The 23,168-nt window shown below is 71.9% G+C and carries 22 protein-coding genes; 12 read left to right on the forward strand and 10 right to left on the reverse strand.

Annotated elements, in window-relative coordinates; translation table 11 throughout:
- The first annotated feature begins 204 nt into the window (after positions 1 to 204).
- A complete protein-coding gene (locus tag FHX78_RS17725; protein ID WP_145868419.1) occupies positions 205 to 1,263 on the forward strand; it encodes an HNH endonuclease in 1,059 nt (352 codons plus the stop codon).
- A 446-nt stretch (positions 1,264 to 1,709) separates the two neighbouring features.
- The gene (locus FHX78_RS36815; RefSeq protein ID WP_167531786.1) at positions 1,710 to 1,883 is read left to right on the forward strand and encodes a hypothetical protein; all 174 of its coding nucleotides are present in this window, start codon (positions 1,710 to 1,712) and stop codon (positions 1,881 to 1,883) included.
- A gap of 307 nt (positions 1,884 to 2,190) precedes the next feature.
- Here FHX78_RS36815 and FHX78_RS17730 read toward each other — a convergent pair whose 3' ends face one another.
- Positions 2,191 to 2,916: a hypothetical protein gene (locus tag FHX78_RS17730; protein ID WP_145868420.1), complete on the reverse strand. Its 726-nt coding sequence runs from the start codon at positions 2,914 to 2,916 to the stop codon at positions 2,191 to 2,193.
- 191 nt (positions 2,917 to 3,107) lie between these two features.
- Between FHX78_RS17730 and FHX78_RS17735 the strand changes: the two genes are divergently transcribed.
- From FHX78_RS17735 to FHX78_RS17770, 8 genes are all read left to right on the forward strand, one after another.
- A complete protein-coding gene (locus FHX78_RS17735; RefSeq protein ID WP_145868421.1) occupies positions 3,108 to 3,986 on the forward strand; it encodes a DUF2797 domain-containing protein in 879 nt (292 codons plus the stop codon).
- A gap of 123 nt (positions 3,987 to 4,109) precedes the next feature.
- Positions 4,110 to 5,054 carry an amidohydrolase family protein gene (locus FHX78_RS17740; protein WP_145868422.1) on the forward strand — a complete coding sequence of 315 codons (945 nt, stop codon included), beginning with the start codon at positions 4,110 to 4,112 and terminating at the stop codon, positions 5,052 to 5,054.
- A 120-nt stretch (positions 5,055 to 5,174) separates the two neighbouring features.
- Entirely contained in the window at positions 5,175 to 5,915 is a 741-nt protein-coding gene (locus FHX78_RS17745) for a response regulator transcription factor (RefSeq protein ID WP_167531787.1), read from the forward strand.
- Positions 5,912 to 7,489 (forward strand): sensor histidine kinase, encoded by a 1,578-nt coding sequence (locus tag FHX78_RS17750; protein WP_145868424.1) that lies wholly within the window; start codon positions 5,912 to 5,914, stop codon positions 7,487 to 7,489. Before FHX78_RS17745 ends, FHX78_RS17750 begins: the two co-directional genes overlap by 4 nt.
- Before the next feature lie 14 nt (positions 7,490 to 7,503).
- Entirely contained in the window at positions 7,504 to 9,105 is a 1,602-nt protein-coding gene (locus tag FHX78_RS17755; protein ID WP_145868425.1) for a bifunctional glycosyltransferase family 2/GtrA family protein, read from the forward strand.
- The gene (locus tag FHX78_RS17760) at positions 9,102 to 11,312 is read left to right on the forward strand and encodes a glycosyltransferase family 39 protein (protein ID WP_145868426.1); all 2,211 of its coding nucleotides are present in this window, start codon (positions 9,102 to 9,104) and stop codon (positions 11,310 to 11,312) included. The genes FHX78_RS17755 and FHX78_RS17760 overlap by 4 nt, the downstream gene beginning before the upstream one ends.
- Positions 11,313 to 11,435: 123 nt before the next feature.
- Positions 11,436 to 12,959: an MFS transporter gene (locus FHX78_RS17765; RefSeq protein ID WP_145868427.1), complete on the forward strand. Its 1,524-nt coding sequence runs from the start codon at positions 11,436 to 11,438 to the stop codon at positions 12,957 to 12,959.
- Positions 12,960 to 13,056: 97 nt separating this feature from the next.
- Positions 13,057 to 13,836 carry a TetR/AcrR family transcriptional regulator gene (locus FHX78_RS17770; RefSeq protein ID WP_145868428.1) on the forward strand — a complete coding sequence of 260 codons (780 nt, stop codon included), beginning with the start codon at positions 13,057 to 13,059 and terminating at the stop codon, positions 13,834 to 13,836.
- Positions 13,837 to 13,951: 115 nt separating this feature from the next.
- On the opposite strand, the gene FHX78_RS17775 is transcribed toward FHX78_RS17770, so the two are convergent.
- Together FHX78_RS17775 and FHX78_RS17780 are read right to left on the reverse strand one after the other, a co-directional pair.
- Positions 13,952 to 14,422, reverse strand: coding sequence for a PPOX class F420-dependent oxidoreductase (locus FHX78_RS17775; protein ID WP_145868429.1), 471 nt, complete (start codon positions 14,420 to 14,422; stop codon positions 13,952 to 13,954).
- A 9-nt stretch (positions 14,423 to 14,431) separates the two neighbouring features.
- Positions 14,432 to 14,797 carry an STAS domain-containing protein gene (locus tag FHX78_RS17780; RefSeq protein ID WP_145868430.1) on the reverse strand — a complete coding sequence of 122 codons (366 nt, stop codon included), beginning with the start codon at positions 14,795 to 14,797 and terminating at the stop codon, positions 14,432 to 14,434.
- Positions 14,798 to 14,920: 123 nt separating this feature from the next.
- Between FHX78_RS17780 and FHX78_RS17785 the strand changes: the two genes are divergently transcribed.
- Positions 14,921 to 15,685 carry an ANTAR domain-containing protein gene (locus tag FHX78_RS17785; RefSeq protein ID WP_145868431.1) on the forward strand — a complete coding sequence of 255 codons (765 nt, stop codon included), beginning with the start codon at positions 14,921 to 14,923 and terminating at the stop codon, positions 15,683 to 15,685.
- Between the two features lie 54 nt (positions 15,686 to 15,739).
- On the opposite strand, the gene FHX78_RS17790 is transcribed toward FHX78_RS17785, so the two are convergent.
- From FHX78_RS17790 to FHX78_RS17800, 3 genes are all read right to left on the reverse strand, one after another.
- Positions 15,740 to 16,561 (reverse strand): YceI family protein, encoded by an 822-nt coding sequence (locus tag FHX78_RS17790; RefSeq protein ID WP_145868432.1) that lies wholly within the window; start codon positions 16,559 to 16,561, stop codon positions 15,740 to 15,742.
- A gap of 109 nt (positions 16,562 to 16,670) precedes the next feature.
- Positions 16,671 to 19,154 carry an MFS transporter gene (locus tag FHX78_RS17795; RefSeq protein ID WP_483025207.1) on the reverse strand — a complete coding sequence of 828 codons (2,484 nt, stop codon included), beginning with the start codon at positions 19,152 to 19,154 and terminating at the stop codon, positions 16,671 to 16,673.
- Between the two features lie 88 nt (positions 19,155 to 19,242).
- Positions 19,243 to 19,734: a MarR family winged helix-turn-helix transcriptional regulator gene (locus FHX78_RS17800; protein ID WP_145868434.1), complete on the reverse strand. Its 492-nt coding sequence runs from the start codon at positions 19,732 to 19,734 to the stop codon at positions 19,243 to 19,245.
- Positions 19,735 to 19,962: 228 nt separating this feature from the next.
- Here FHX78_RS17800 and FHX78_RS17805 point away from each other — a divergent pair, with 228 nt between their 5' ends.
- Complete coding sequence (locus FHX78_RS17805) at positions 19,963 to 20,157, forward strand: hypothetical protein (protein WP_145868435.1); 195 nt, start codon at positions 19,963 to 19,965, stop codon at positions 20,155 to 20,157.
- A gap of 188 nt (positions 20,158 to 20,345) precedes the next feature.
- On the opposite strand, the gene FHX78_RS17810 is transcribed toward FHX78_RS17805, so the two are convergent.
- The 4 genes from FHX78_RS17810 to FHX78_RS17825 all read right to left on the reverse strand — a co-directional run bounded on the left by FHX78_RS17810 (position 20,346) and on the right by FHX78_RS17825 (position 23,103).
- A complete protein-coding gene (locus tag FHX78_RS17810) occupies positions 20,346 to 21,248 on the reverse strand; it encodes an RNA polymerase sigma factor SigF (RefSeq protein ID WP_145868436.1) in 903 nt (300 codons plus the stop codon).
- 245 nt (positions 21,249 to 21,493) lie between these two features.
- Positions 21,494 to 22,429, reverse strand: coding sequence for an RNA polymerase sigma factor SigF (locus FHX78_RS17815; protein WP_145872040.1), 936 nt, complete (start codon positions 22,427 to 22,429; stop codon positions 21,494 to 21,496).
- A gap of 204 nt (positions 22,430 to 22,633) precedes the next feature.
- Complete coding sequence (locus FHX78_RS17820) at positions 22,634 to 22,927, reverse strand: Dabb family protein (RefSeq protein WP_145868437.1); 294 nt, start codon at positions 22,925 to 22,927, stop codon at positions 22,634 to 22,636.
- Positions 22,927 to 23,103, reverse strand: a complete 177-nt coding sequence (locus FHX78_RS17825; protein ID WP_145868438.1) for a hypothetical protein — start codon at positions 23,101 to 23,103, stop codon at positions 22,927 to 22,929. The genes FHX78_RS17820 and FHX78_RS17825 overlap by 1 nt, the downstream gene beginning before the upstream one ends.
- Between the last annotated feature and the right edge of the window lie 65 nt (positions 23,104 to 23,168).

Here is a 23,168-nt window from a genome sequence, read left to right on the forward strand (position 1 = left end):
GCCGTCGACCCAGGCAGAGCCGAGCAGGCGCGGCCCCTGGCGTCCAGGTCGTTCGTACAGTGGCGCGCTCCACCTGGACGCCAGGAACCACGCCCGCTCCACGGTGTGTGGGTCGACGGCGGACGGGATGGGAGCTGGGGAGAGTGGTGGTTGAGGAGAGCAGACGTCTAACGGGTTGTCAGCGGTGACGCCTACCCTTCCGTCATGCGCAAAGGTGCGATCAGTCGAGACGGTGTTCTCAAGGCCATAGCTGAGTACAAGGATTGGGGCCGTGACCGGTTCCTGGCCGAGTACGGGTACAAGCCGGCGACGGGGTACCTCCTGATACACGAGGACCGGACGTACGACTCGAAGGCCATTGCCGGGGTGGCCCACAAGTTCGATCAAGGGCGAGCCCTGAGGCCGGATGAGTTGAGCGGGGGACGGTCGCACGCCGCCAGGTGGCTCGCCCGACTCGGCTTTGTAATCCGTTCGTCCCGAGATCCCGACTGGACGCGCGACGAGATCATCCTTGCCTGCGACCTGGCAAGGACCAACGACTGGAAGCGACTGGAGTACAACGACCCACGCGTGATCGAGCTGTCTGCACTGTTGCAGACCATGCCGATCCATCCTGAAGAAGTACGTACCGAGCTGTTCCGGAATCCCAACGGCGTGGCTCGCAAGACCGTCGACATCACGTGCCGACACCCGGATTACCCCGGGAAGCCCACGAACGGCAACGCGCTCGATGTCGAAGTCCTGAACGACTTTCTTGCCCGGCCGGCCGAGATGGCGACGGTAGCCCAGCACATCCGGGACGGCCTCACCGCAGGTGCATTCCACGCCGTACCGCCGGAGGCCGAGGAGGAAGACGACTACAGCGCACCCGAGGGCAGGTTGCTGATACGCCGTCACAAAAGCCGGGAGCGGGACAAGGGACTGCGCAAGAGGAAGATCGATGCCGTACTGCGCCAGGGCCGCCGCCTCGTCTGTGAGGCCTGCGGCTTCGACTTCGAGGCGACCTACGGCCCGCGGGGCGCCGGATACATCGAGTGTCATCACGTCGTGCCCTTGCACGAGGCCGGCGAGGGGCGGACCAGGCTCAGTGATCTCGCGCTGATCTGTGCCAACTGTCACCGGATGATTCACCGCCGCGCGCCGTGGCCCACGCCTGACGAACTCCGGAACCTCATCCAGGAGACAACACATCGGGGCGGGGCACAGCTCCCCTCGCAACAGGAGCCCGAGTCGATCACGACGGGAGCCGTCGTAGCTCCGTAGGCGATCAGTCTGTGCCTGAACCGTGTGCGCAGACTTGTCAAGGGAGCCATGGGTCCCTGACATCAGTGCCAGCCTCGGCAGGGTGACGTCCTTCAACGGTGGGTAGTGGCCTGCCGCCGTGCTTTGGTCCATCGAGGGCCACGGGCCCTTGTCAGTGGCTGCCGGTAGCCTGAAAGGTTCGCAGCTACCCCTACATCTAGTGGTTGGCTTACCTGACGGGCCCACAAGTTGTGGTCCCCGTACCCCATTTGAGTCACAGGAGGCGCTATCCTTCTCGACAGCGCGAAAGACCCCAGTTCAGAAGGACTGACGCGGGGTCGGTGCCTGCTCGAACTGGGGTCGTGATGCGTTTCTAGGCGCCCAACGACCCTACATGGCTCGACCCTTCACCCAGAAGGGCAGGGGCAACATCGAGCGGCATCCAGCTCGAAGGGTAGGTGATCAAGATGGCTAAGAAGCTCACGCCGGGTACGCCGGCGCCGGAGTCGGGGCAGTACAAGGTCCCCGGTTCCAAGACCGAGGTCACGGCCGTGAAGGGCAAGCCCCTTCCGCCGACGCCCAAGGCTGGTCAGGGTTACAAGCTCGTTGACCCGACCAAGCACAAGCCGAAGGGCAAGTGATTGGCGGGGGCAGGCTCCTCGGGGTCTGCCCCCTTGCCTCGCGTTGCAGTACAGCAGTGAAGTACAGCAACTCCAGCAACCGACCACAGCCGTCGGTACTTCTCACCCCCCGCGCGGCGGCCTGTATGACCCCTGATGACTGATCTATGTAGAGCTACGGATCAGAAGGTTGCAGGTTCGAATCCTGCCGAGTGCACACAGAGCGAAGGCCCCGGATCACTCCGGGGCCTTCGGCGTTTCCGGGGCGTGCGGCAGTGGATCGGGCCGGAGCAGCTTCCGGTCGAGGGCGCCGCTACGCCGACCGGTGTCAGGCGGGTCTTGTCGACGAGGGCGCTTGGGTGTCGGTGGCGGTGAGCCAGGTGTGCCAGACGTGGCGGGTGTTGGGTGTTGCGGGGCGGTCGAGCAGCCAGAGCACGTAGCGGGCGTGCAGTTGTGCCCACGGGTCGTCCGATTGGCGGGCCCGGTCGAGTCGGCCGCGCAGGTCGGCTCCGTCCACGGCGCGAGCCAAGCGCACGTACTCGCGGTCCTTCCACCGGTAGGCGCGCCGGACGACCAGGTCGACGAGGCCGACGAGAACGGCGGTGACCGCTGCGTCGTGGCCGCCGGCCGAGAGTTCCCGTATGAGCTTCTGTTTCGTCCCCCAGGCCTTGGCGTGTTCCGTCCAGTCCTGTGGACAGCGGGCTTCCCATTCGAGGAAGAGCAGTGCGAAGGGCAGGCCCGGCCAGGTGGCGATGCCCCCGGTCACCGGTGTGTTCCACAGCGCTTCCGGCAGACAGCGACTCGCGGCGTCGTCGTAGGCCCGCTGGGCGGCTGCGAGCGCCGGGTCCCGGTGCCGGGGCCCGTGCCCCGGTCCCGCGGTCCGGCGCCAGGCCTCGTGGTACCGGGCGCGTGCCGCGCGGACCTCGGCGCGGGCGTCGGCCAGGTGGGCCAGCGCGGCGGCGCGGTCGACGGGGTCCGGTGCGATCAGGCCGTGGGCCCAGCCCAGACGCTCGGTCCAATCGCCGTCGGGGCGGGGGCCCACTTTTGTCGTCATGCGCCCGATCATTCCTGTGCAGTCGGCAGAGAGGGTGGTGATGCGGGTGTAGTAGGGCTCGTAGGTGTCGCGGGTGCGGGCCGGGGGCGGCGGGTTGCCGTGTCCGCTCCCGCGGTCGTGGGGGGGAGTGGGGGTTCCGTGAACTGCGGGCCCGCCGGTGATGTCAGTGGGCGCCTCTACTCTCGGCAGGGATGGGACAGGCATGGAGGTGCGCGGGGCTGCGGTGGTCGGCGGACGGGCCCGTGCTGGTGTGGGAAGGCGGCCGGCGCTCCGCGTTGGCCTGGGGGAAGCGGGTGGCCTTCGGGGTCGGGGAAGGGGGAGTGCGCGGATGTGTGGGGGCGCGGGGGCACGCGTGTCCGCTCGGTGCGCGGGTCCCGGCGCGGAGTACGGGGGCGCGCTGCGAGGAGTGCGCGCGGCTGGACCGGGCCCACTCGGTGGCCGCCGACACCGTCGCGGACGATCCGCGGCCCTACCGCGTATACCTGGCGTGGTTCGGTCCCGGGATGGCCAAGGTCGGGATCACGGCGGTGGAGCGCGGGTCGGCGCGGCTGCTGGAGCAGGGCGCGGTCTGTTTCAGCTGGCTGGGGACCGGGCCGCTGATGGCGGCGCGGCGCACCGAGGAGTTGCTGCGCGCCGCGCTCCGCGTGCCCGACCGCATCGCCTACGCCGACAAGCGGGCGGCGAGGGCGTCCCTCCCCGCGACGGCTGAGGAGCGGGCGGCCGAGACGGCCGAGCTGCACGCGCGGGCGGTCGCGCTGAGCGGGTGGCCGGAGTCGCTCGGCCGCGAGCCCTTCCGGCCCGTCGACCACGTCGGGGTGTTCGGGCTGACGGGTGTGCGGGCCGCCGTGGGGGAGGTCGCCGAGCTGGTCGCCGCGGGGGTGGTGAGCGGTGAGCTGGTGGCCGCCGCCGGTCCCGATCTGCATCTGCTGACGGAGAGGGGGGTCGTGGTGCTGGACACCCGGCTGCTGCCGGGGTGGGGGCTGGTCCCGGCCGGCGGGCGGCAGCTCACGGTGCCGGTCCGGGCACTCCGGGAGCGGGCGGGGGCGCGGGCGCAGGACGGGTTGTTCTGAGGGGCGGGCTGTGGGGAGGGGAAGCGGTGCTCCGCGAGGGCTGCTTGCGGTGGGACCGAGGGGCATGATTCCGGTCGCTACGGGGGGTGGACCGGGCACGCCGTCACGGGTGATCGTGTCGGGATGAGCGCTCACCCGGACACCCGTACCGAAGCCGCCGACGTGCGGCGCTTCTGGGAGGGCCTCGGGCTGCCCGGGCTCGTCGACGTGCACACCCATTTCATGCCGGAGCGGGTGCTGCGCAAGGTGTGGGCCTACTTCGACGCACTCGGGCCGCTGACCGGCGGCGTCGAGTGGCCGATCACGTACCGGTCGGAGGAGGACGAACGGGCCGCGCTGCTGCGGGCGTTCGGCGTGCGGGCCTTCACCGCCATGCTCTACCCGCACAAGCCGGGCATGGCCCGCTGGCTGAACGGCTGGGCGGCCGACTTCGCCCGCCGCACCCCCGACTGCCTGCACACCGCGACGCTGTTCCCCGAGCCGGGCGCCGTGGACCACGTCCGGGAGGCCGTGGAAGCGGGCGCCCGGGTGTTCAAGGCGCATGTGCAGGTCGGCGCGTACGACCCGGCCGACGAGGCGCTCGACGCCGTCTGGGGCCTGCTCGCCGAGGCGGGCGTGCCGGTGGTGATCCACTGCGGGTCGGGTCCCGCCCCCGGCAAGCACACCGGCCCCGAGCCGGTCGCCCGGGTGCTGGCGCGGCACCCCCGGCTGCGGCTGGTGGTGGCGCACCTCGGGATGCCCGAGTACGAGGACTTCCTGGACCTCGCCGAGCGGTACGGGGAGGTCCGGCTCGACACCACCATGGCGTTCACCGACTTCAGCGAGCGCCTGGCGCCGTTCCCCCGCCGGGCCCTGCCCCGGCTGGCCGCCCTCGGCGACCGGATCCTGCTCGGCTCGGACTTCCCCAACATCCCCTATCCGTACCTCCACCAGCTGAACGCGCTGGAGCGGCTGGGGCTCGGGGCGGAGTGGCTGAGGGGCGTGTGCCACGACAACGCGGTGCGGCTCTTCGGACTGCCCGGCCCCGCGCCGCGAGGTACTGACCTGCCACCCACCGAGCGGCACTGACCGGCGGCTGTGACGGGCGGCACTGAGCGCGGGGCCGCCTGGTCGGTCCCTGTGCGTTTCTCAGCGAAAACACAGGTTGCCGAAAGGGTGCTCTCAGAGGCCCCGGACATCGTGTGCGGTATGACCACGATCTCGCCCCAGGGGCGCACCGAACTGCTCAGGCCGGACGGGAGCCCCGTCCGCGTGCTGGTGGTGGACGACGAGCAGTCGATCACCGAGCTGATGTCCATGGCCCTGCGGTACGAGGGCTGGCAGATCCGCAGCGCGGGGGACGGCCAGGGCGCCCTGCGGGCCGCGCGCGAGTTCCGGCCGGACGCCGTCGTCCTGGACATGATGCTGCCCGACATGGACGGACTGTCCGTCCTCGGGCGGCTGCGCCGCGAGCTGCCCGACGTGCCCGTGCTGTTCCTGACCGCCAAGGACGCCGTCGAGGACCGCATCGCCGGGCTCACCGCCGGCGGGGACGACTACGTCACCAAGCCGTTCAGCCTGGAGGAGGTCGTCGCACGGCTGCGCGGCCTGATCCGGCGCTCCGGTGCGGCCGACCGCCGGTCGGAGTCGGTGCTGGTGGTCGGCGACCTCACGCTCGACGAGGACAGCCACGAGGTCACCCGGGGCGGGGACGGCATCCACCTCACCGCCACCGAGTTCGAGCTGCTGCGCTTCCTCATGCGCAACCCGCGGCGCGTGCTCAGCAAGGCCCAGATCCTCGACCGGGTGTGGTCCTACGACTTCGGCGGGCAGGCGAACGTCGTCGAGCTGTACATCTCGTACCTGCGCCGGAAGATCGACGCCGGGCGGGAGCCGATGATCCACACCCGGCGCGGCGCCGGTTACCTGATCAAGCCCGCGGTCGCGTGAGCGGGCGGCGACGACCGCGTCCGGCGCGGCGTGTGGGCAAGCCGCGCACGCTGAGGACGCGGCTCGTCGTCGCGTCCGTGGCGCTGATCGCGGTGGTGTGCGCGGTGATCGGCACCGTGACCACGCTGGCGCTCCGGTCGCACCTGTACGAACAGCTCGACGGGCAGCTGCACGAGGTGGCCCTGCGCGCGGCGGGCGGGCCCGTGAACGGCGAGCCCCCGCCCGACCTGCTGGGCAAGGGCCAGGAGGAACCCCTCGAATTCGTCACCAGGGGTCCGCAGGGCTTCGGCGTCATCGGCGCGACCGTCGAGGACGGCCGGGCGGCCGAGGGGATCGTCAGCAAGAAGCGGGAGCAGAACGGGATCACGACCCCCGAGGCCGCCGCCCTCTCCGCCGCCCAGCTGGCGGCTCTCGACACCGTCCCGCATGACGGCACGCCGCACACCGTGGACGTCCCGGGGCTGGGCCAGTACCGGGTGGCGTACGAGAGCGGCCGCAACGGCGCGTTCTACACCGCGTTGCCGACCCAGGACACCGACGACACCGTCAGCACCCTCATCCTGGTCGAGGTCAGCGTCACCGGCGCCGGACTGGTCGCCGCCGGCATCGCCGGGTACGTCCTGGTCGGCGTCGCCACCCGCCCCCTGCGCAGGGTCGCCGCCACCGCCACCCGCGTCTCCGAACTCCCGCTGCACAGCGGCGAGGTGAACCTCGAGGAACGCGTCCCGGAGTCCGAGTGCGACCCGCACACCGAGGTAGGCCGGGTCGGCGCGGCCCTCAACCGGATGCTCGACCACATCCACGGGGCGCTGCACGCACGCCAGGAGAGCGAGACCCGGGTACGGCAGTTCGTCGCGGACGCCAGCCACGAACTGCGCACGCCGCTCGCCTCCATCCGCGGCTACGCCGAACTCACCCGGCGCGGCAGGGAGGGCGTCGGCCCCGACACCCGGCACGCGCTCGGGCGGATCGAGTCCGAGGCGGACCGGATGACACTGCTCGTCGAGGACCTGCTGCTGCTCGCCCGCCTCGACGCCGGGCGGCCCCTGCGGTTCGAGGAGACCGACCTCGTACCGCTCGTCGTGGACACCATCAGCGACGCCCGTGCCGCCGGCCAGGACCACGTCTGGCGGCTGGAGCTGCCCGACGAGCCCGCCACGGTGCTCGCCGACGCCGCCCGGCTCCAGCAGGTGCTCGTCAACCTGCTCGGCAACGCCCGCAGCCACACCCCGCCGGGCACCACCGTCACGGCCCGGGTGAGCCGCGGCGGGCCCTGGCTGCGCGTGGACGTGGCGGACGACGGGCCCGGCATCCCGCCGGACCTGCTCCCGCACGTCTTCGAACGGTTCGCGCGCGGCGACTCGGCGCGCACCCGTGCCACCGGTTCGACCGGTCTGGGCCTGGCCATCGTGCAGGCCGTGGCGAGCGCGCACGGCGGCGCCGTGACCGTCGACAGCGCGCCGGGACGGACCGTGTTCACGCTCCATCTGCCCGCCGCGCCCGACCAGTTGGCGTTCCCGCCGGACTCACAGCCACGGCACAGCCTCACCACACGGGCACGACAGGACGCCTGAGCAGAGTCGGTTCCATGCGAACCGATTCCTCTCCCGGCACCCTGCCGGCGCGGGAGCACCTCCCGGCCGCCGGAGCCGGTACGCCGGTCCTGGACGTAGTGATCCCCGTCTACAACGAGGAGAAGGACCTCAAGCCGTGCGTCCGCAGACTGCACGAGCACCTCACCCGCACCTTCCCGTACGCGTTCCGCATCACGATCGCCGACAACGCGTCCACGGACAGCACCCCGCACGTGGCCGCGCGACTGGCGGAACGGATCGCGGAGGTGCGCTCCGTCCGACTGGAGCAGAAGGGACGCGGCCGGGCGCTGCGCACCGTCTGGTCGGGCTCGGACGCCCCCGTCCTCGCCTACATGGACGTCGACCTGTCCACCGACCTCAACGCCCTGCTGCCGCTGGTCGCCCCGCTGATCTCCGGCCACTCGGACCTCGCCATCGGCTCCCGGCTGAGCCGCAGCTCACGGGTGGTGCGGGGCGCCAAGCGGGAGTTCATCAGCCGCTCGTACAACTTGATCCTTCGCGGCTCGCTCCAGGCCCGCTTCTCCGACGCGCAGTGCGGGTTCAAGGCGATCCGCCGGGACGTGGCCCAGGTGCTGCTGCCGCTGGTGGAGGACAGCGGCTGGTTCTTCGACACGGAGCTGCTGGTGCTCGCCGAGCGCGCGGGGCTGCGGATCCACGAGGTGCCCGTCGACTGGGTCGACGACCCCGACTCCACCGTGCACATCGTGAAGACGGCGACCGACGACCTCAAGGGCGTCTGGCGGGTCGACAGGGCCCTGGCCACCGGGGCGCTGCCGCTGGACCGGCTCGCCCGCCCCTTCGGTGACGACCCCCGTGACCGGGACATCAAGGACGTACCCCAGGGACTGGCCCGGCAGTTGGTCGGATTCTGCGTCGTCGGCGCCCTGTCCACCCTGTTCTACCTGCTGCTCTACAGCGGCTTCCGGTCCTTCGCCGGCTCCCAGACCGCCAACGGACTCGCCCTGCTGGTCTCGGCGGTCGCCAACACCGCCGCCAACCGGCGGCTCACCTTCGGCGTGCGGGGGCGGGGCGGGGCCGTACGGCACCAGGCGCAGGGGCTCGTCGTCTTCGGCATCGGGCTCGCGCTGACCAGCGGCTCGCTCGCCGCGCTCGACACGGCGAGCAGCGACCCCGCCCACTCCACCGAGTTGGCGGTCCTCGTCGCCGCCAACCTCGCGGCGACGGTGCTCCGCTTCCTCCTCTTCCGGGCGTGGGTGTTCCCGGACCGGGGCCGCTCGGCCGACGCGCCCTCCCTTTCCTGGCAGGACGCGCCCTCGGCCCCCTCTCGGCAGGGCGCTCCCGCCGCTCCCTCCTGGCAGGACGCGACCACACCGCTCCGGCCGGTCCGCGCCCCCCTGCCCACCTCCCGCCCGTCCTTCCGGAACGCCCAGACCAGCCAGGTCACCGAGGTCACCTCAGCCACCCCAGCCACCCAAGGCCCGCAGGCCACCCACGCCGTCCCGCCCCTCCAGGAGAGCCGACCCACCCCGCCCCTCCAGGAGAGCCGACCCATCTCGCCCCTCCAGGAGAGCCGGCCCACCCCGCCCCTCCCGTCCCGCCCTTCCACCGACAACGACCCGAGGGACTTCTCATGACCACCCCGTATGACCGGACGAGTCCCCCGGCGGACCCCGCCACCTGGGAACCCCCGCTTCCGACGGCGCCCCGTCACACCGCGTCCACCCCCGCGCCGAGTGAACCCCGGCCGCCCCTGCCCCGCAGAGTGTGGCGCGGCCGGCCCGAGGACCCCCGCTGGGTGCGCCCGGCCTTCCTCGGACTGCTGCTGGTGACCGGCCTGCTCTACCTCTACGACCTGAGCGCCTCCGGATACGCCAACTCGTTCTACTCGGCGGCCGTCCAGGCGGGCAGCCAGTCCTGGAAGGCGTTCTTCTTCGGCTCGCTGGACGCGGCGAACGCCATCACCGTCGACAAGCCGCCGGCCTCGCTGTGGCCGATGGAGCTCTCGGTCAGGATCTTCGGCCTGAACTCCTGGGCGATCCTCGTCCCCGAGGTGCTCATGGGCGTCGCCACGGTCGCCGTGGTGTACGCGGCCGTCCGGCGCCGTTTCGGCCCGGCGGCCGGACTGATCGCGGGGACGGTCCTCGCGCTGACGCCCGTCGCGGCGCTGATGTTCCGGTTCAACAACCCGGACGCGATGCTGGCGCTGCTGATGTCCCTCGCCTGCTCCCTCGTGGTGCGCGCGCTGGAGGACGGCCGGACCAAGTGGCTGGTGTGGGCCGGGGCCGCCATCGGCTTCGCGTTCCTCGCCAAGACCCTCCAGGCCTTCCTGATCCTCCCGGCCCTCGCCCTCGTCTACGGGGTCTGCGCCCCGGTGCGGCTGCGGAAGCGGCTGGGGCAGCTGGCGCTGGCGACCGTCGCGCTGGTCGTCTCCGGCGGCTGGTGGGTGGCGGTCGTCGAACTGTGGCCCGCGTCCTCGCGGCCGTACGTCGGCGGCTCGCAGAACAACAGCTTCCTGGAGCTGACCTTCGGCTACAACGGGCTCGGCCGGCTCAACGGCGAGGAGACCGGCAGCGTCGGCGGCGGTGGCGGCATGGGCGGCGGAGGACAGTGGGGCGAGACCGGCTGGGACCGGATGTTCACCTCCGAGATTGGCGGCCAGATCTCCTGGCTGCTGCCCGCCGCGCTGATCCTGCTCGTCGCGGGCCTGTTCCTCACCCGCAGGGCCGCACGGACCGACCTGGCCCGCGCCTCCTTCCTGGTGTGGGGCGGCTCGCTGCTGATGACCGCGGTGGTCTTCAGCTACATGGCCGGCATCTTCCACCAGTACTACACGGTGGCGCTCGCCCCCTACCTCGCGGCCGTGGTCGGCATGGGCGCGGCGGCCCTGTGGGAGAAGCGGCACGCGCTCTGGGCCTCGCTCGCCCTCGCGGCCGCCGTCACGGCCACGGCCGCCTGGGGGTACGTGCTGCTCAACCGCACGCCCGACTACCTGCCGTGGCTGAAGTGGCTGGTGCTGGTCGGGGGACTGACCGCGGCGCTCGGGCTGGTCTTCGCCGGCAGGCTGGGGCCGCGGCTGGCCCTGTCGGCGGCGGGGCTGGGGCTGATCGCGGCGCTGGCCGGGCCGACGGCGTACACCCTGAGCACCGTGCAGGAGCCGCACACCGGTTCCATCGTCACCGCCGGTCCGGCGGGGGCGGGCATGGGCGGCGGTCCCCGCGGGGGTGGCGGCTTCCCCGGCGGGGGCGGCAACCAGCAGGGCGGTCCGGACGGCCGGACCCCGCCCGGCGCGGGCGGCACCGGCACCGGCGGCTTCCCGGGGGGCGGCCCGACGGGCCAGAACAACCAGAAGGGGGGAAGCAACCAGAACGGGGGAGGGACCCAGAACGGCCAGAACGGCCGGACCGCGCCCACCGCCCCCGGCGGCAGCGCCGAGGGAGGCATGCCGGGAGGAGGAGGCGGCGGCATGGGCGGTCTCCTCGGCGGCGCGGACGTCGACGCCGAGGCCCGGGAACTGCTGGAGGCCGACGCCGGCGACTACACCTGGGCCGCCGCCGCCATCGGCGCCCAGAACGCCGCGAGCTACCAACTCGCCACCGGTGAGCCCGTGATGGCGATCGGCGGCTTCAACGGCACCGACCCGTCCCCGACCCTCGCCCAGTTCCAGGAGTACGTGGCGGAAGGGAAGATCCACTACTTCGTCTCCGGCGGCGGCATGGGCGGCGGTGGCGGTGACTCCGGCACCTCCGCGCAGATCGCGACCTGGGTGGCGGAGAACTTCGAGGAAGTGACGGCCGGTACGGCGACCTTCTACGACCTCACGCAGAAGACGAGCGGCGACTGACGGCCGACACCCACCGGTGACGACGGGCGAGGGCGCTGGCGCCACGGCACGCCACCACCCTCACCCGTTCGCCCCGCCCGCCCGAGCTGTACGCCGTACAGGAGCTGTTCTACGCTGTACAGCATGACGGCATCACCTCAGGAGCGCGCCCCCGGCCGGTCCCCCGACCAGGCGGTTCCGCAGCCCCAGGGCCACGCGCGGCGCTGGCTGATCCTGGGAGTCATCTGCCTCGCCCAGCTCACCGTGCTGCTGGACAACACCGTCCTGAACGTGGCGATCCCCTCCCTCACCCGGGAGCTGGACGCCTCCACCGCCGACATCCAGTGGATGATCAACGCCTACTCCCTGGTGCAGTCGGGGCTGCTGCTCACCGCGGGCAACGCCGCCGACCGCTACGGCCGCAAGCGGATGCTGCTCGTGGGCCTGGCCCTGTTCGGCGCGGGCTCGCTGGGGGCCGGACTGGCTCAGTCCGCGGGCCAGTTGATCGCCGCGCGGGCCGGCATGGGGATCGGCGGCGCGCTGCTGCTGACCACGACCCTCGCCGTCGTGATGCAGATCTTCACGCACGAGGAGCAGCCCAGGGCGATCGGCATCTGGGCCGCCGTCAACTCGCTGGGGTTCGCGGCCGGGCCGCTGGTCGGCGGGTTCATCCTGAACCACTTCTGGTGGGGTGCCATCTTCCTGGTCAACCTGCCGGTCGTGGCCCTCGCCCTGGCCGCCGTCACCGCCTACGTCCCCGAGTCCAGGAACCGCCGGGGCGACCGGCCCGACCTGGCAGGCGCCGTGCTCTCCACCATCGGCATGGCGTCCCTCGTGTACGCGATCATCTCGGGACCCGAGCACGGCTGGACCTCGGGCCGGGTGCTGGGCACGGCGGCCGCGGCCGTGGCGGTGCTCGGCGCCTTCGCGTACTGGGAGAGCCGCATCCCCCACCCGATGCTCGACCCGCACTTCTTCCGCAACCGCCGCTTCACCGCCTCCGTCGGCGGTCTGGTGCTGATCACCTTCGGCATGGGCGGCGCGCTCTTCCTGCTCACCCAGTACCTGCAGTTCGTCCTCGGCTACGGCCCCCTGGAGGCCGGCCTGCGCACCGCGCCGATGGCGCTGACCGTCGTCGCCCTCAACTTCACCGGCGTGGCCACGACGTGGTCGGCGCGGATGGGCACCCCGGTCTCCATCGCCCTCGGCATGGGGCTGATGGCGGCCGGGCTGGTGTCGATCGCCACCCTCACCGAGCACGGTTACGCCGGCACCCTGCTCGGCCTGGTGCTGATCGGGGCGGGCACGGCCGTCGGCAGCCCGGTCATGTCGCACGCGATCATGAGTTCCATCCCGCGCGAGAAGGCGGGCGTCGGCGCGGGGATCAACGGCACCCTCGCCGAGTTCGGCACCGGGCTCGGGGTCGCCGTGCTGGGTGCGGTGCTCAACGCGCGGTTCGCGGCACTGGTCCCGGTCGCGGCGAGCTCGCTGCCGGTGGCGCTGGCCGCGGCGGGCTCGGACGGCGAGCGGGCGCGCATCACCGGCGCGTTCTCCTCCGGGCTGGAGACGAGTCTGCTGGTGGGGGCGCTGGCCGTGCTGCTGGGCGGGTTGATCGCGGCGGCGTTGCTGCGCCGGGCGGACCGGGCAGACTCCGGGGAGAAGGCCTGAGCGCCGGGGCGGTCCGCGGGGGGACGGGCGTCCTGGAGCGCCCCTCGCGGGGGGTGCCCGGTACGAACCGGCGTCGGGGAGTCGAGGAAGGTGCGCCATGGTGAGGGCAGACCAGCGGTCCGGGCGCGGGGCGCGGTCCAGTGTCTGGCTGGAGGGCAGGGCCGCCCGCCGGGGCGGACGCGGCGGCGGACAGCCGTCGGGGCTGGACCGGGAGCGGATCACCGGGGCCACCGTGCGGCTGCTGGACGCCGAGGGCCTGGACCGGTTCTCCATGCGCCGGCTCGCCGCCGAACTGCAGGTGACGGCGATGTCCGTCTACTGGTACGTCGACACCAAGGACGACCTCCTCGAACTCGCCCTGGACGCGGTCTTCGGCGAGCCCGCGCTGCCCGATCCGGCCGCCGACGAGGACTGGCGCGACCAGCTGCGCGCGCTCGCCCGGGAGTACCGCGCCCTGCTGGTGCGTCACCCGTGGCTGTCGCCGCTGGCCGGGAGGTACCTCAACATCGGGCCCAACGCGCTGGCGTTCTCCCAGGTGATGCAGCAGGTCGTCCGGAAGACGGGGCTGCCCGCGCGGGGGCTGACCGGGGCCATCTCCGCCGTCTTCCAGTTCGTCTACGGCTACGGCACGATCGAGGGGCACTTCTTCGCCCGCGTCGCCTCGGCCGGCATGACCCCCGACGAGTACCACCGGCACGCCATGAGCGAGGTGACGCGGTCACCGGACGCCGCCGAGGTCATCGGGGAGTCCGCGAGGGTCATGGAGGCCCGCGGCGGCGACACGGTCGAGGAGATGATGGAGCGGGACTTCGCCTTCGCCCTGGACCTGCTGGTCGCGGGCATCGAGGCGATGGTCGCCCGCGCCCGGGAGGACTGAGGGCCGGTACCGAGGGCCGATCCCGAGATGCCGGGCGGGCCGGACCGGGCAACCGGACCGAGCAGGCCGGACTGGGCGGGCTCACGCGCCTCCAGGCGCCCACGCGCCTCCGGGCCTACTCCCCTTCGGCCAGCCGCGCCGGGAACCCGCCGGTGGCCACCGGACCCCAGCGCTCCGGGGTGACGCGGATGAGGGACTTGCCCTGCTTGACCATCGCCTGCCGGTACTCGTCCCAGTCGGGGTGCTCCCCGGCGATGTTCCGGTAGTACTCCACCAGCGGCTCCACGGACTCGGGCGCATCCACCACCTCGGCGGTGCCGTCGATCTGCACCCAGGGCCCGTTCCACTCGTCGCTGAGGACGATCAGGCTCACCCGGGGGTCCCGCCTGGCGTTGCGGGTCTTGGCACGCTCGGGATAGGTGGAGACCACGATCCGGCCCGAGTCGTCGACCCCGCAGGTCAGCGGTGAGCCCTGGGGGCCGCCGTCGGCGCGCCGGGTGAGCAGGATCGCGCGGTGCCGGGGCCGTACGAAGTCGAGCAACTCGTCGAGGGAGACGCGGGTGTTCGTCGCGATGTTCGGTGCCATGGCGTCAGACTAGGCCGCCATCGCCTCGGCGACGTTGTCGTACACGGGGACGTCGCGGCGCAGGCCGGTCAGTTCCAGGACGCGGCTCGCCACGCTGTCCGGACGGGCCACCACGTACACCCCGGTCCGGGGGCGCAGCAGCCGGCGCACGTCGTTGATGAGGCGGACGCCCTGGGAGTCCATGAACAGGGTCGCGGTGAGGTCGAGGACCACGATCCGGGGCCGGCGGCCCGAGGCGGGGCGGGCCCGGGACATGATCAGCGGCAGCAGCCCGTCCGCGTTGGAGAAGTCGATCTCGGGCGGGAACGGCAGCAGCACACGCGCGGACGGACCGCGCGGTCCGGAGGACGACGGGAGGAAGGACACGGCACTCACCTGACAGACATGTGTCCGGGATTCCGGTAAGGCCACTTCCTGACCCGTCCACCCATTGCACCACGTCGGAGCGGATCAGCGGAAGCGGCTAAAGTTCTGTACGTCCTGTGCTCGCAGTCGGGAATGTGCTGCGGAGCTCTCCTGCGCACGGCCGGTCGGTCGTGCACGCCGAAGAGGTTCGTGGTGGCTGCGTCCCGGTTTTCTGATTTGCCCCGTTTTCCTGACGGTTTGGAACTGGCGGAAGCGCTTACGGCGGCGGCCCGTCGGCTGCACGACACCTCCAGCCCGGAGAGCACCCTCGACACCGCGGTCCGTCTCGCCGTGGACCTCGTGCCCGGCGCCGACCACGTGGGCATCTCCGTGATCGAACGCAACAACGGGCGCCGCACGCTCGCCTGGACCGACGAGGTGGTGCGCGCCGCCGAGGACGGAGCCCCGGCGTCCGAGCACCGGCCGTACTGGCACCGCCTGTGGACCGCCCCGGTGGCCGCGGTCGAGGACAGCGAGGGGGACGAGGGCGAGGACACGCTGGCGGACCTGGGCCTGCGCTCCGTGCTGTCGCTGCGGCTGCGCGCCGACCGCCGCCGGCTGACCGTGCTCACCGCCTACGCCCGCAAGCCGCGGGCCTTCGACGAGACCGCGCTGCGCATCGGGCGGCTGTTCACCGCGCACGTCGGCATCGCCCTCGACTCCGCCACCGTGCGCGAACAGCTCACCGAGGCGATGCGCACCCGGGACCTGATCGGCCAGGCCACCGGCATCCTCATGGAACGCCTGGACATCGACGCGGCGGGCGCCTTCGACAGCCTGGTACGGGCCTCGCAGCGGGAGAACGTGAAACTGCGCGACCTCGCCCGCCGCGTCGTCGACGCCCACACCAACCCCTGACGTCCCCCGAAGGGGCGTAGGGCCACGGCGCTACAGAACCACCGGGCCACAGGACTACAGCGCGGGCAGCGACTCCCCCTGGACGGCCTGGACGTCCAGCTCCACCCGGAGCGTCGTGCCGATGGCGGCGATGCCCGCCTGGAGGACCTGGTTGTAGTGCATCGCGAAGTCCTCGCGCCGCAGTTCGGCCGTGGCGCGGAAGGCCGCCCGGGTGCCGCCCCACGGGTCGGCGCCGGTGCCGAGGTAGGCCAGGTCCAGGTCCACGGGGCGCACGACACCGCGCAGGGCCAGCTCGCCGTGGACGGTCCAGCGGTCGGCGCCGGCCGGGGTCAGCCCCGTGGACCGGTAGGTGATCTCCGGGTACCGCTCGACGTCCAGGAAGTCCGCGGACCGCAGATGGGTGTCGCGCGTCGCGTTGCCGGTGTCGATGGACGCCGCCCGGATCACCGCCTCCACCCGGGACGTGGCGATGTCGTCCGGCGCGACCTCCACCGCGGCCGTGAACTCGGTGAACCGCCCGCGCACGCTGGAGATGCCCAGGTGCTGGGCGACGGCGGCCACGGCGGAGTGCGCCGGGTCGACGGTCCACGGCCCGGGCGGCGGCAGTTCGGAGCCGCCCTGCCGGGCCAGGGTCACCGTCCCGACCTCGGCCCGCCCGCTCGCGGTGACCACGGCGCTCGCGGCGGCGGGCGCGTACCCGACCGCGGTGACGATCACGGTGTACGCCCCCGGCGCCAGCGCGATGGTGTCCCGGACGACGCCCTCGGCGTCCGCCCCGGCGCGCAGCACCTGCGTACCGGTGGCGTCGGCCAGCGTGACGACCGCGTGCGACACGGCCCATCCGTCCCGGGTACGGATCCTCGCGGTCAGTGGCATCCCGTCTTCTCCCTGCGAAAGCTCACACGTCGGTCGTGAAGTGACCGGCCCGCGGCGGGGGCGCGTCTCCGCTACGGGACGCGCCCGTCCGCTGCGGGCCGGGGCCGTGCTACTCGCCCGGGTGGGCGAGCTCGATGTCGTGGTCGTCGGCTCCGCCGCCGGTGACCGTCAGCGCGGTGGCCACCGGGGGGTAGCCCGTGGCGATGACGGTGTACTCGCCGCCGTCCAGGTCGGTGAAGGCGTACGCCCCGTCCGCGCCGGTCGTCGCCGTGCCGACGACGTTGCCCGCCGCGTCGACCAGGGTCATCCGGGCGTCGGCCAGCGGTCCGTGCGGGGCGCGGACCACGCCCCGCACCTGGGCGCCGGTCTCCAGCTCGACCTCGACGCGGGTCACACCGGTGCCGCCCACCTCGACGGGCAGCGCCCGCGGCCGGAACCCGGCGGCGTTCACCGCGACGGTCACCGCGCCCGGCACCAGCTCGGCGAAGGCGAACTCGCCCTGCTCACCGGTGCTCCCGGCGGCCAGCAGGTCCCCGCGCACATCGGTGACGATCACCATGGCGTCCTTCACCGGCAGCCCGCCGCCGACGGTCCGGACGACGCCGTTCAGTCCGCTGGTGCCGCTGAGCAGGATGTCGTAGGCGACCGGTTCGCCGTTCACCACGACCGTGGACGCCTGCGGCTGGTGCCCGTCGGCGGCGGCGATCAGGACGTACGACCCGGTGCCGGGCGCGTCCACCGCGTAGGAGCCGTCGGACTGCGCCACCGACCGGCCCAGCTGACGCCCCGCCAGGGAGATCAGCGTGACGGCCGCCCGCGGCACGGGCGTGCTGTCGGCGCCCCGCACGAAACCTCGTACCGGGACGCCGCCGGCGGCGGACCCCTCCGGGGGCGCGACCGTGGCCACGGCGGACAGCGGCTGTGCGGCCGCGCCCTCCGCGCCGGTGCCGTTCACGGGCTCAGCCGTGACCTCCGGTCCGGTCGCGGTGTCGGTGACGGCACGGGCCGGGGCCGCGTCGGCGGCCGGGGCGGGCGCCTCGGCGGTGGCCCGCGCGGTGGCCGGGGACGTCTCCTCCGCGGCCTGGGCCAGCGCGCCGGAGGTGCGCAGCGGGACCTCCTTGATGAACAGGGTCACCAGGAAGGCGAGCAGGGCGATCGGGGCGACGTAGAGGAAGATGTCGGCGATGCCGTGCCCGTAGGCGCTCTCCAGCCAGGTCCGGATGCCCGGGGGCAGCAGGTCCATGTCGGGGATCGCGCCGCTGCCGGAGGCCTTGGCGGCCGCCGCCTGCTCCTGCGGGCCGAGTGAGCCGATGGTGTCGGAGGCGTAGTGGCCGATCCGGGTCGACATGACCGAGCCGAGCACCGAGACGCCCACCGCGCCGCCCAGGGAGCGGAAGAAGGTGACGACGGAGGAGGCCGCGCCCAGGTCGCTCGGGGCCACCTGGTTCTGGGTGCACAGCACCAGGTTCTGCATCATCATGCCGACGCCCAGGCCCATCAGCGCCATGTAGATCGCGATGTGCCAGTAGGGGGTGTCGTAGCGCATCGTGCCCAGCAGGCCGAGGCCCGCCGTCAGCAGCACGCCGCCGGCCAGCAGCCAGCCCTTCCACCGGCCGGTCCGGGTGATGATCATGCCGGAGACCGTGGACGACACGAACAGGCCGCCGATCATCGGGATCGTCATGACGCCCGACATCGTCGGGGACTTGTCGCGGGCCAGCTGGAAGTACTGGCTGAAGTAGACGGTGCCCGCGAACATCGCGATGCCGACGAACAGCGAGGCCAGCGAGGCCAGGGTGATGGTGCGGTTGCGGAACAGCCGCAGCGGGATGATCGGCTCGGCGGCCTTCGACTCGACGAACAGGAAGACCAGCGTCAGCGCGACCGCGCCGCCGACCATGACACCGGTCTGCCAGGACAGCCAGGCGTACTTGTCGTCGGCGAAGGTGACCCAGACGAGCAGCAGGCAGACGGCGGCGGTGACGAAGAAGGCGCCGGCCCAGTCGACCTTGACCTTCCGCCTGACCACCGGCAGGTGCAGCGTCTTCTGCAGCACGACCAGCGCGATCAGTGCGAAGGGCACGCCGACGTAGAGGCACCAGCGCCAGCCGAGCCAGCTGGTGTCGGTGATGACGCCGCCGAGCAGCGGACCGCCTACGGTGGCGACGGCGAAGGTCGCGCCCAGGTAGCCGGAGTACCGCCCGCGCTCACGCGGGGAGATCATCGCGGCCATGATGATCTGCGCCAGCGCGGACAGACCGCCGGCGCCCAGGCCCTGGATGGCGCGGGCGGTGATCAGCATCGCCGGGTTCTGCGCGAGGCCGGCGACGACGGAGCCGACGACGTAGACGACCAGGCCTATCTGGACCAGGGCCTTCTTGCTGACCAGGTCCGCGAGCTTGCCCCACAGGGGGGTGGAGGCGGTCATCGCCAGCAGCGAGGCCGTGACGACCCAGGTGTAGGCGCTCTGCCCGCCGCCGAGGTCGCCCACGATCTCGGGCAGGGCGTTGGTGACGATGGTGGAGGACAGGATGGCGGCGAACATGCCGAGCAGCAGCCCGGACAGTGCCTCCATGATCTGCCGGTGCGTCATCGGAGCGTGGCTTTCCGAGGAGCCTCCCCCGTGCTTGGCATGAGCCCGCACACCGGATGGTGTGGTCGTTGCCATGGACTTCCTTCTCTTACGTGCTTGCGGGTGTACGGGTGGTCTGTTCGGGAGCGGGAGGGGCCGGCCGGGGCGCGGCACGGCAGTCGCCGAAGCTGTCCCTGAGCCGGGCCATCAGCAGGGTGAGCCGGCCGACCTCGTCGTCGGTCCAGTCGGACAGGCGCTCGGCGAGCAGCCGGGTGGTCCGCCGGAACAGCTCGTCGAGCTGCTCCTGGCCGGACGGGGTCAGGTGCAGGATGCGCGAGCGCTTGTCGGCGGGATCGGGGGAGCGCTCGATCCAGCCGCGCTCGGCGAGGTGGGCGACGTGGCGGCTGGTGACCGACAGGTCGACCGACATCAGCTCGGCGAGCCTGCTCATGCGCATGGCGCCGTGACGGCCGAGCAGCGTCAGCACGCCGGCGGAGCCGCTGGGACAGTCCGCCGGCATGATCCGGTTCATCTCCCGCTTGACGGCGCCGAAGGCGCTGAACTGGCGCACCAGTTCCTCGTACTGCGCCGGCTCGGCCATGACACCTCCGTTTTGTTGCTTGAAGCAACCATAAAATCGATGGTTGCCACAGGCAAGCAAAAAGGGGGTCTCCCGTCCTAAAAACATGGCAAAGGCAAGTAATCGCACTAGTAAACGCCCAGGTGGCACGGCCCGCGCCCGTCCGCCCATGCCGTGCGCCTGCTCCGCCCGGGTCCTTCACCTGCCCCGCTTGGGCCGCCCGTCGGGGATTCGCTAGGGTCTCGGAGCATGGCTAACTCCCAGGGCCCGCAGGGCAACCACGACCCCGCCGGCAGCACCCAGATGTTCCGCGCGTTCGTCGATGAGGCGCCGCAGGGCCGGCAGGCCGCCACCACGGGCGGTGGGCCGCGGATCGGCCTGATCGTCGGCATCGTGGTGGCCGTGGCGGTCGTCGCCGCGGTCGCCTGGCTCGCGCTGAAGTAGGGGACACGGGGCCGGCGCGTTGGCGGCGGCGGCCCGGTCCATGAGGGGCCGCGGTGGCCCGGCCGGCGCCGAAGCGGCGCGAGAAACGCGGCGGCCGCCGTTGCGTCCGTATCAGGCGCCCCGGCGGCCACGGTCCGATGCCGGGTGCGGAGCGTCCGGCCGACGCCCCGTGACCCGCGCGCCGCGCGTCAGTCCGAGATGAGGCCCTCGCGCAGCTGCGCGAGCGTCCGCGTGAGCAGCCGCGAGACGTGCATCTGGGAGATGCCGACCTCCTCGCCGATCTGCGACTGGGTCATGTTGGCGAAGAAGCGCAGCATGATGATGCGCCGCTCCCGGGGCGGCAGCTTGGCGAGCAGCGGCTTGAGGGACTCGCGGTACTCCACGCCCTCCAGTGCCGTGTCCTCGTAGCCGAGGCGGTCCGCGAGCGAGCCCTCGCCGCCGTCGTCCTCGGGGGCGGGGGAGTCCAGCGAGGACGCCGTGTACGCGTTGCCGACCGCGAGGCCGTCGACGACGTCCTCCTCCGACACGCCCAGCACGGCGGCGAGTTCGGTGACCGTCGGCGAGCGGTCCAGCTTCTGGGAGAGCTCGTCGCTGGCCTTCGTCAGCGCCAGGCGCAGCTCCTGCAGCCGGCGCGGCACCCGCACCGACCACGAGGTGTCGCGGAAGAACCGCTTGATCTCACCGACCACCGTCGGCATCGCGAACGTCGGGAACTCGACGCCCCGTTCGCAGTCGAAGCGGTCGATCGCCTTGATCAGCCCGATGGTGCCGACCTGGACGATGTCCTCCATCGGCTCGTTGCGCGAGCGGAACCGGGCCGCCGCGTACCGCACCAGCGGGAGGTTGAGTTCGATCAGGGTGTCCCGGACGTAGGCACGCTCGGGGCTGTCCTCGTCGAGCGCGGCGAGGCGCAGGAACAGGGAGCGGGACAGGGTGCGGGTGTCGAGGGCCGCCGTGTCCGGGAGTTCCGGAGCGGGTGTGGCCGTGAGGGCCGGGCCTTCGTCGATGGGGCCGAGTGCGTCGAGAGCATGGGGAGCTGTTTCGCTCTCCGCGAGCGTGAGCACCTTCGAGCTGCCCTGTTCTGCGGACATGCCACCCCCTTTGGGTCGCGGGACGGTCGCGGCGGACGCTCCCGTCCGAGGAACGCAGCCTTCACCTGAATACCGGCGCCGAGGCTCCGGCAAACGCGCTTCCCGCAGAATGTCACATGTCGGCAACGCGCTGTAGTGACATGTCGACATCTGAGATGTGAATCAGCCCTGGAAACAAGGGGTCTGACGGGCTATCGGCCCAGAAACGCACAGAACAGCACTGATGAGCGATTCGCTCGTTCCGGCTACGCCTCGATCCTGTTTGCGGATCGCAGTCGCTGGAAGCTACGTGCCAGTAGGCGGGACACGTGCATCTGCGAGACGCCGAGTTCCGCGCTGATCTGCGACTGGGTGAGATTGCTGTAGTAACGCAGCAGCAGGATGCGCTGCTCCCGCTCGGGCAGCTGCACCAGCAGGTGCCGTACGAGGTCGCGGTGTTCGACGCCGTCCAGGGCGGGGTCCTCGTAGCCCAGGCGGTCCAGCAGTCCCGGCATCCCGTCGCCCTCCTGCGCGGCCTCCAGCGAGGTGGCGTGGTACGACCGTCCGGCCTCGATGCAGGACAGCACCTCGTCCTCGGAGATGCGCAGCCGCTCGGCGATCTCGGCGGTCGAGGGGGTGCGTCCGAAGGCGGTCGTCAGGTCCTCGGTCGCGCTGTTCACCTGGACCCACAGCTCGTGGAGCCGGCGCGGTACGTGGACGGTGCGGACGTTGTCGCGGAAGTACCGCTTGATCTCGCCGACCACCGTCGGCATGGCGAACGTCGGGAACTGCACGCCCCGGTCCGGGTCGAAGCGGTCGATGGCGTTGATCAGCCCGATCGTGCCGACCTGGACGACGTCCTCCATCGGCTCGTTGCGGGAGCGGAAGCGGGCGGCCGCGTAGCGCACGAGCGGGAGGTTCGCCTCGATGAGCGCCGCGCGCACGCGGGCGTGTTCCGGCGTGCCCGGCTCCAGTTCCTTGAGCTGGCCGAAGAGCAGTTGCGTCAGGGCCCGGGTGTCGGCGCCGCGCCGCTTGGCGGGGCTCGGCGGCTGGGAATCCTCCGGGGTTTCCGGGGCGTTCGGGACGTGCGGGGCGTTCGCGTTCGAGGTCGGTTCGGTGCCGGGAGCCTGTGCGGCGACGGTGGTCGGTGCGGTGGCCGGGGGCTGGGGTGTGGCCGGGGCCTGGAGCGCGTCGGGGGACATCTCGTCCTGGGGTGGCGCAGTACTGGCCGACACGGTCAACGCCACCTCTTGTTCGGTCAACTCGTCCGTCAAAAGCGGTCATAGCATCACAAGACTGACTCACTGTGTGCAAGCACCGCATATTCCGTGTTGGGTGACAAATATGTGCACACGACACAAGAGAGCCCCCTGCCGTCATGGCAGGGGGCTTCGGAAGGCCGGTGATCAGAACTCGTAGTCGGCGATCACCCACGTGGCGAACTCCCGCCACAGGCCGACGCCGGCCTGGTGCTCGGGGTGCTCCACGTAACGGCGCAGCGCGGCCGCGTCCTCGAACGCCGAGTTGATCGCGAAGTCGTACGCGATGGGCCGGTCGCTGATGTTCCAGGCGCACTCCCAGAAGCGGATCTCCGGGATCTTGCCGTCGAGCGAACGGAAGGCCTCCACGCCCTTCACGACCCTCGGGTCGTCGCGCTCGACACCCTCGTTCAGCCGGAAGAGCACCAGGTGGCGGATCATCACTGTCCTCCGTTGGCGAGCCACGTCATGAAGTCGCCGACGGCCTTCGCGGCGTCCGAGATGCCCTCGAACCCTATCTGGACGTAGTCGGCGGCCTTGGCCGGGTCGGTGATGATCAGATACAGCACGAAGACCACAAGAACGTAGACGGCGATCTTCTTCGCGTTCACCGCCATCGCGGCCCTCCCCTGTCACTGGTGTGCGCTGGTGTCACATGCCCCGGCGGGCCCCATGATCGCAC

This window comes from Streptomyces capillispiralis (assembly GCF_007829875.1).
Lineage (GTDB): Bacteria > Actinomycetota > Actinomycetes > Streptomycetales > Streptomycetaceae > Streptomyces > Streptomyces capillispiralis.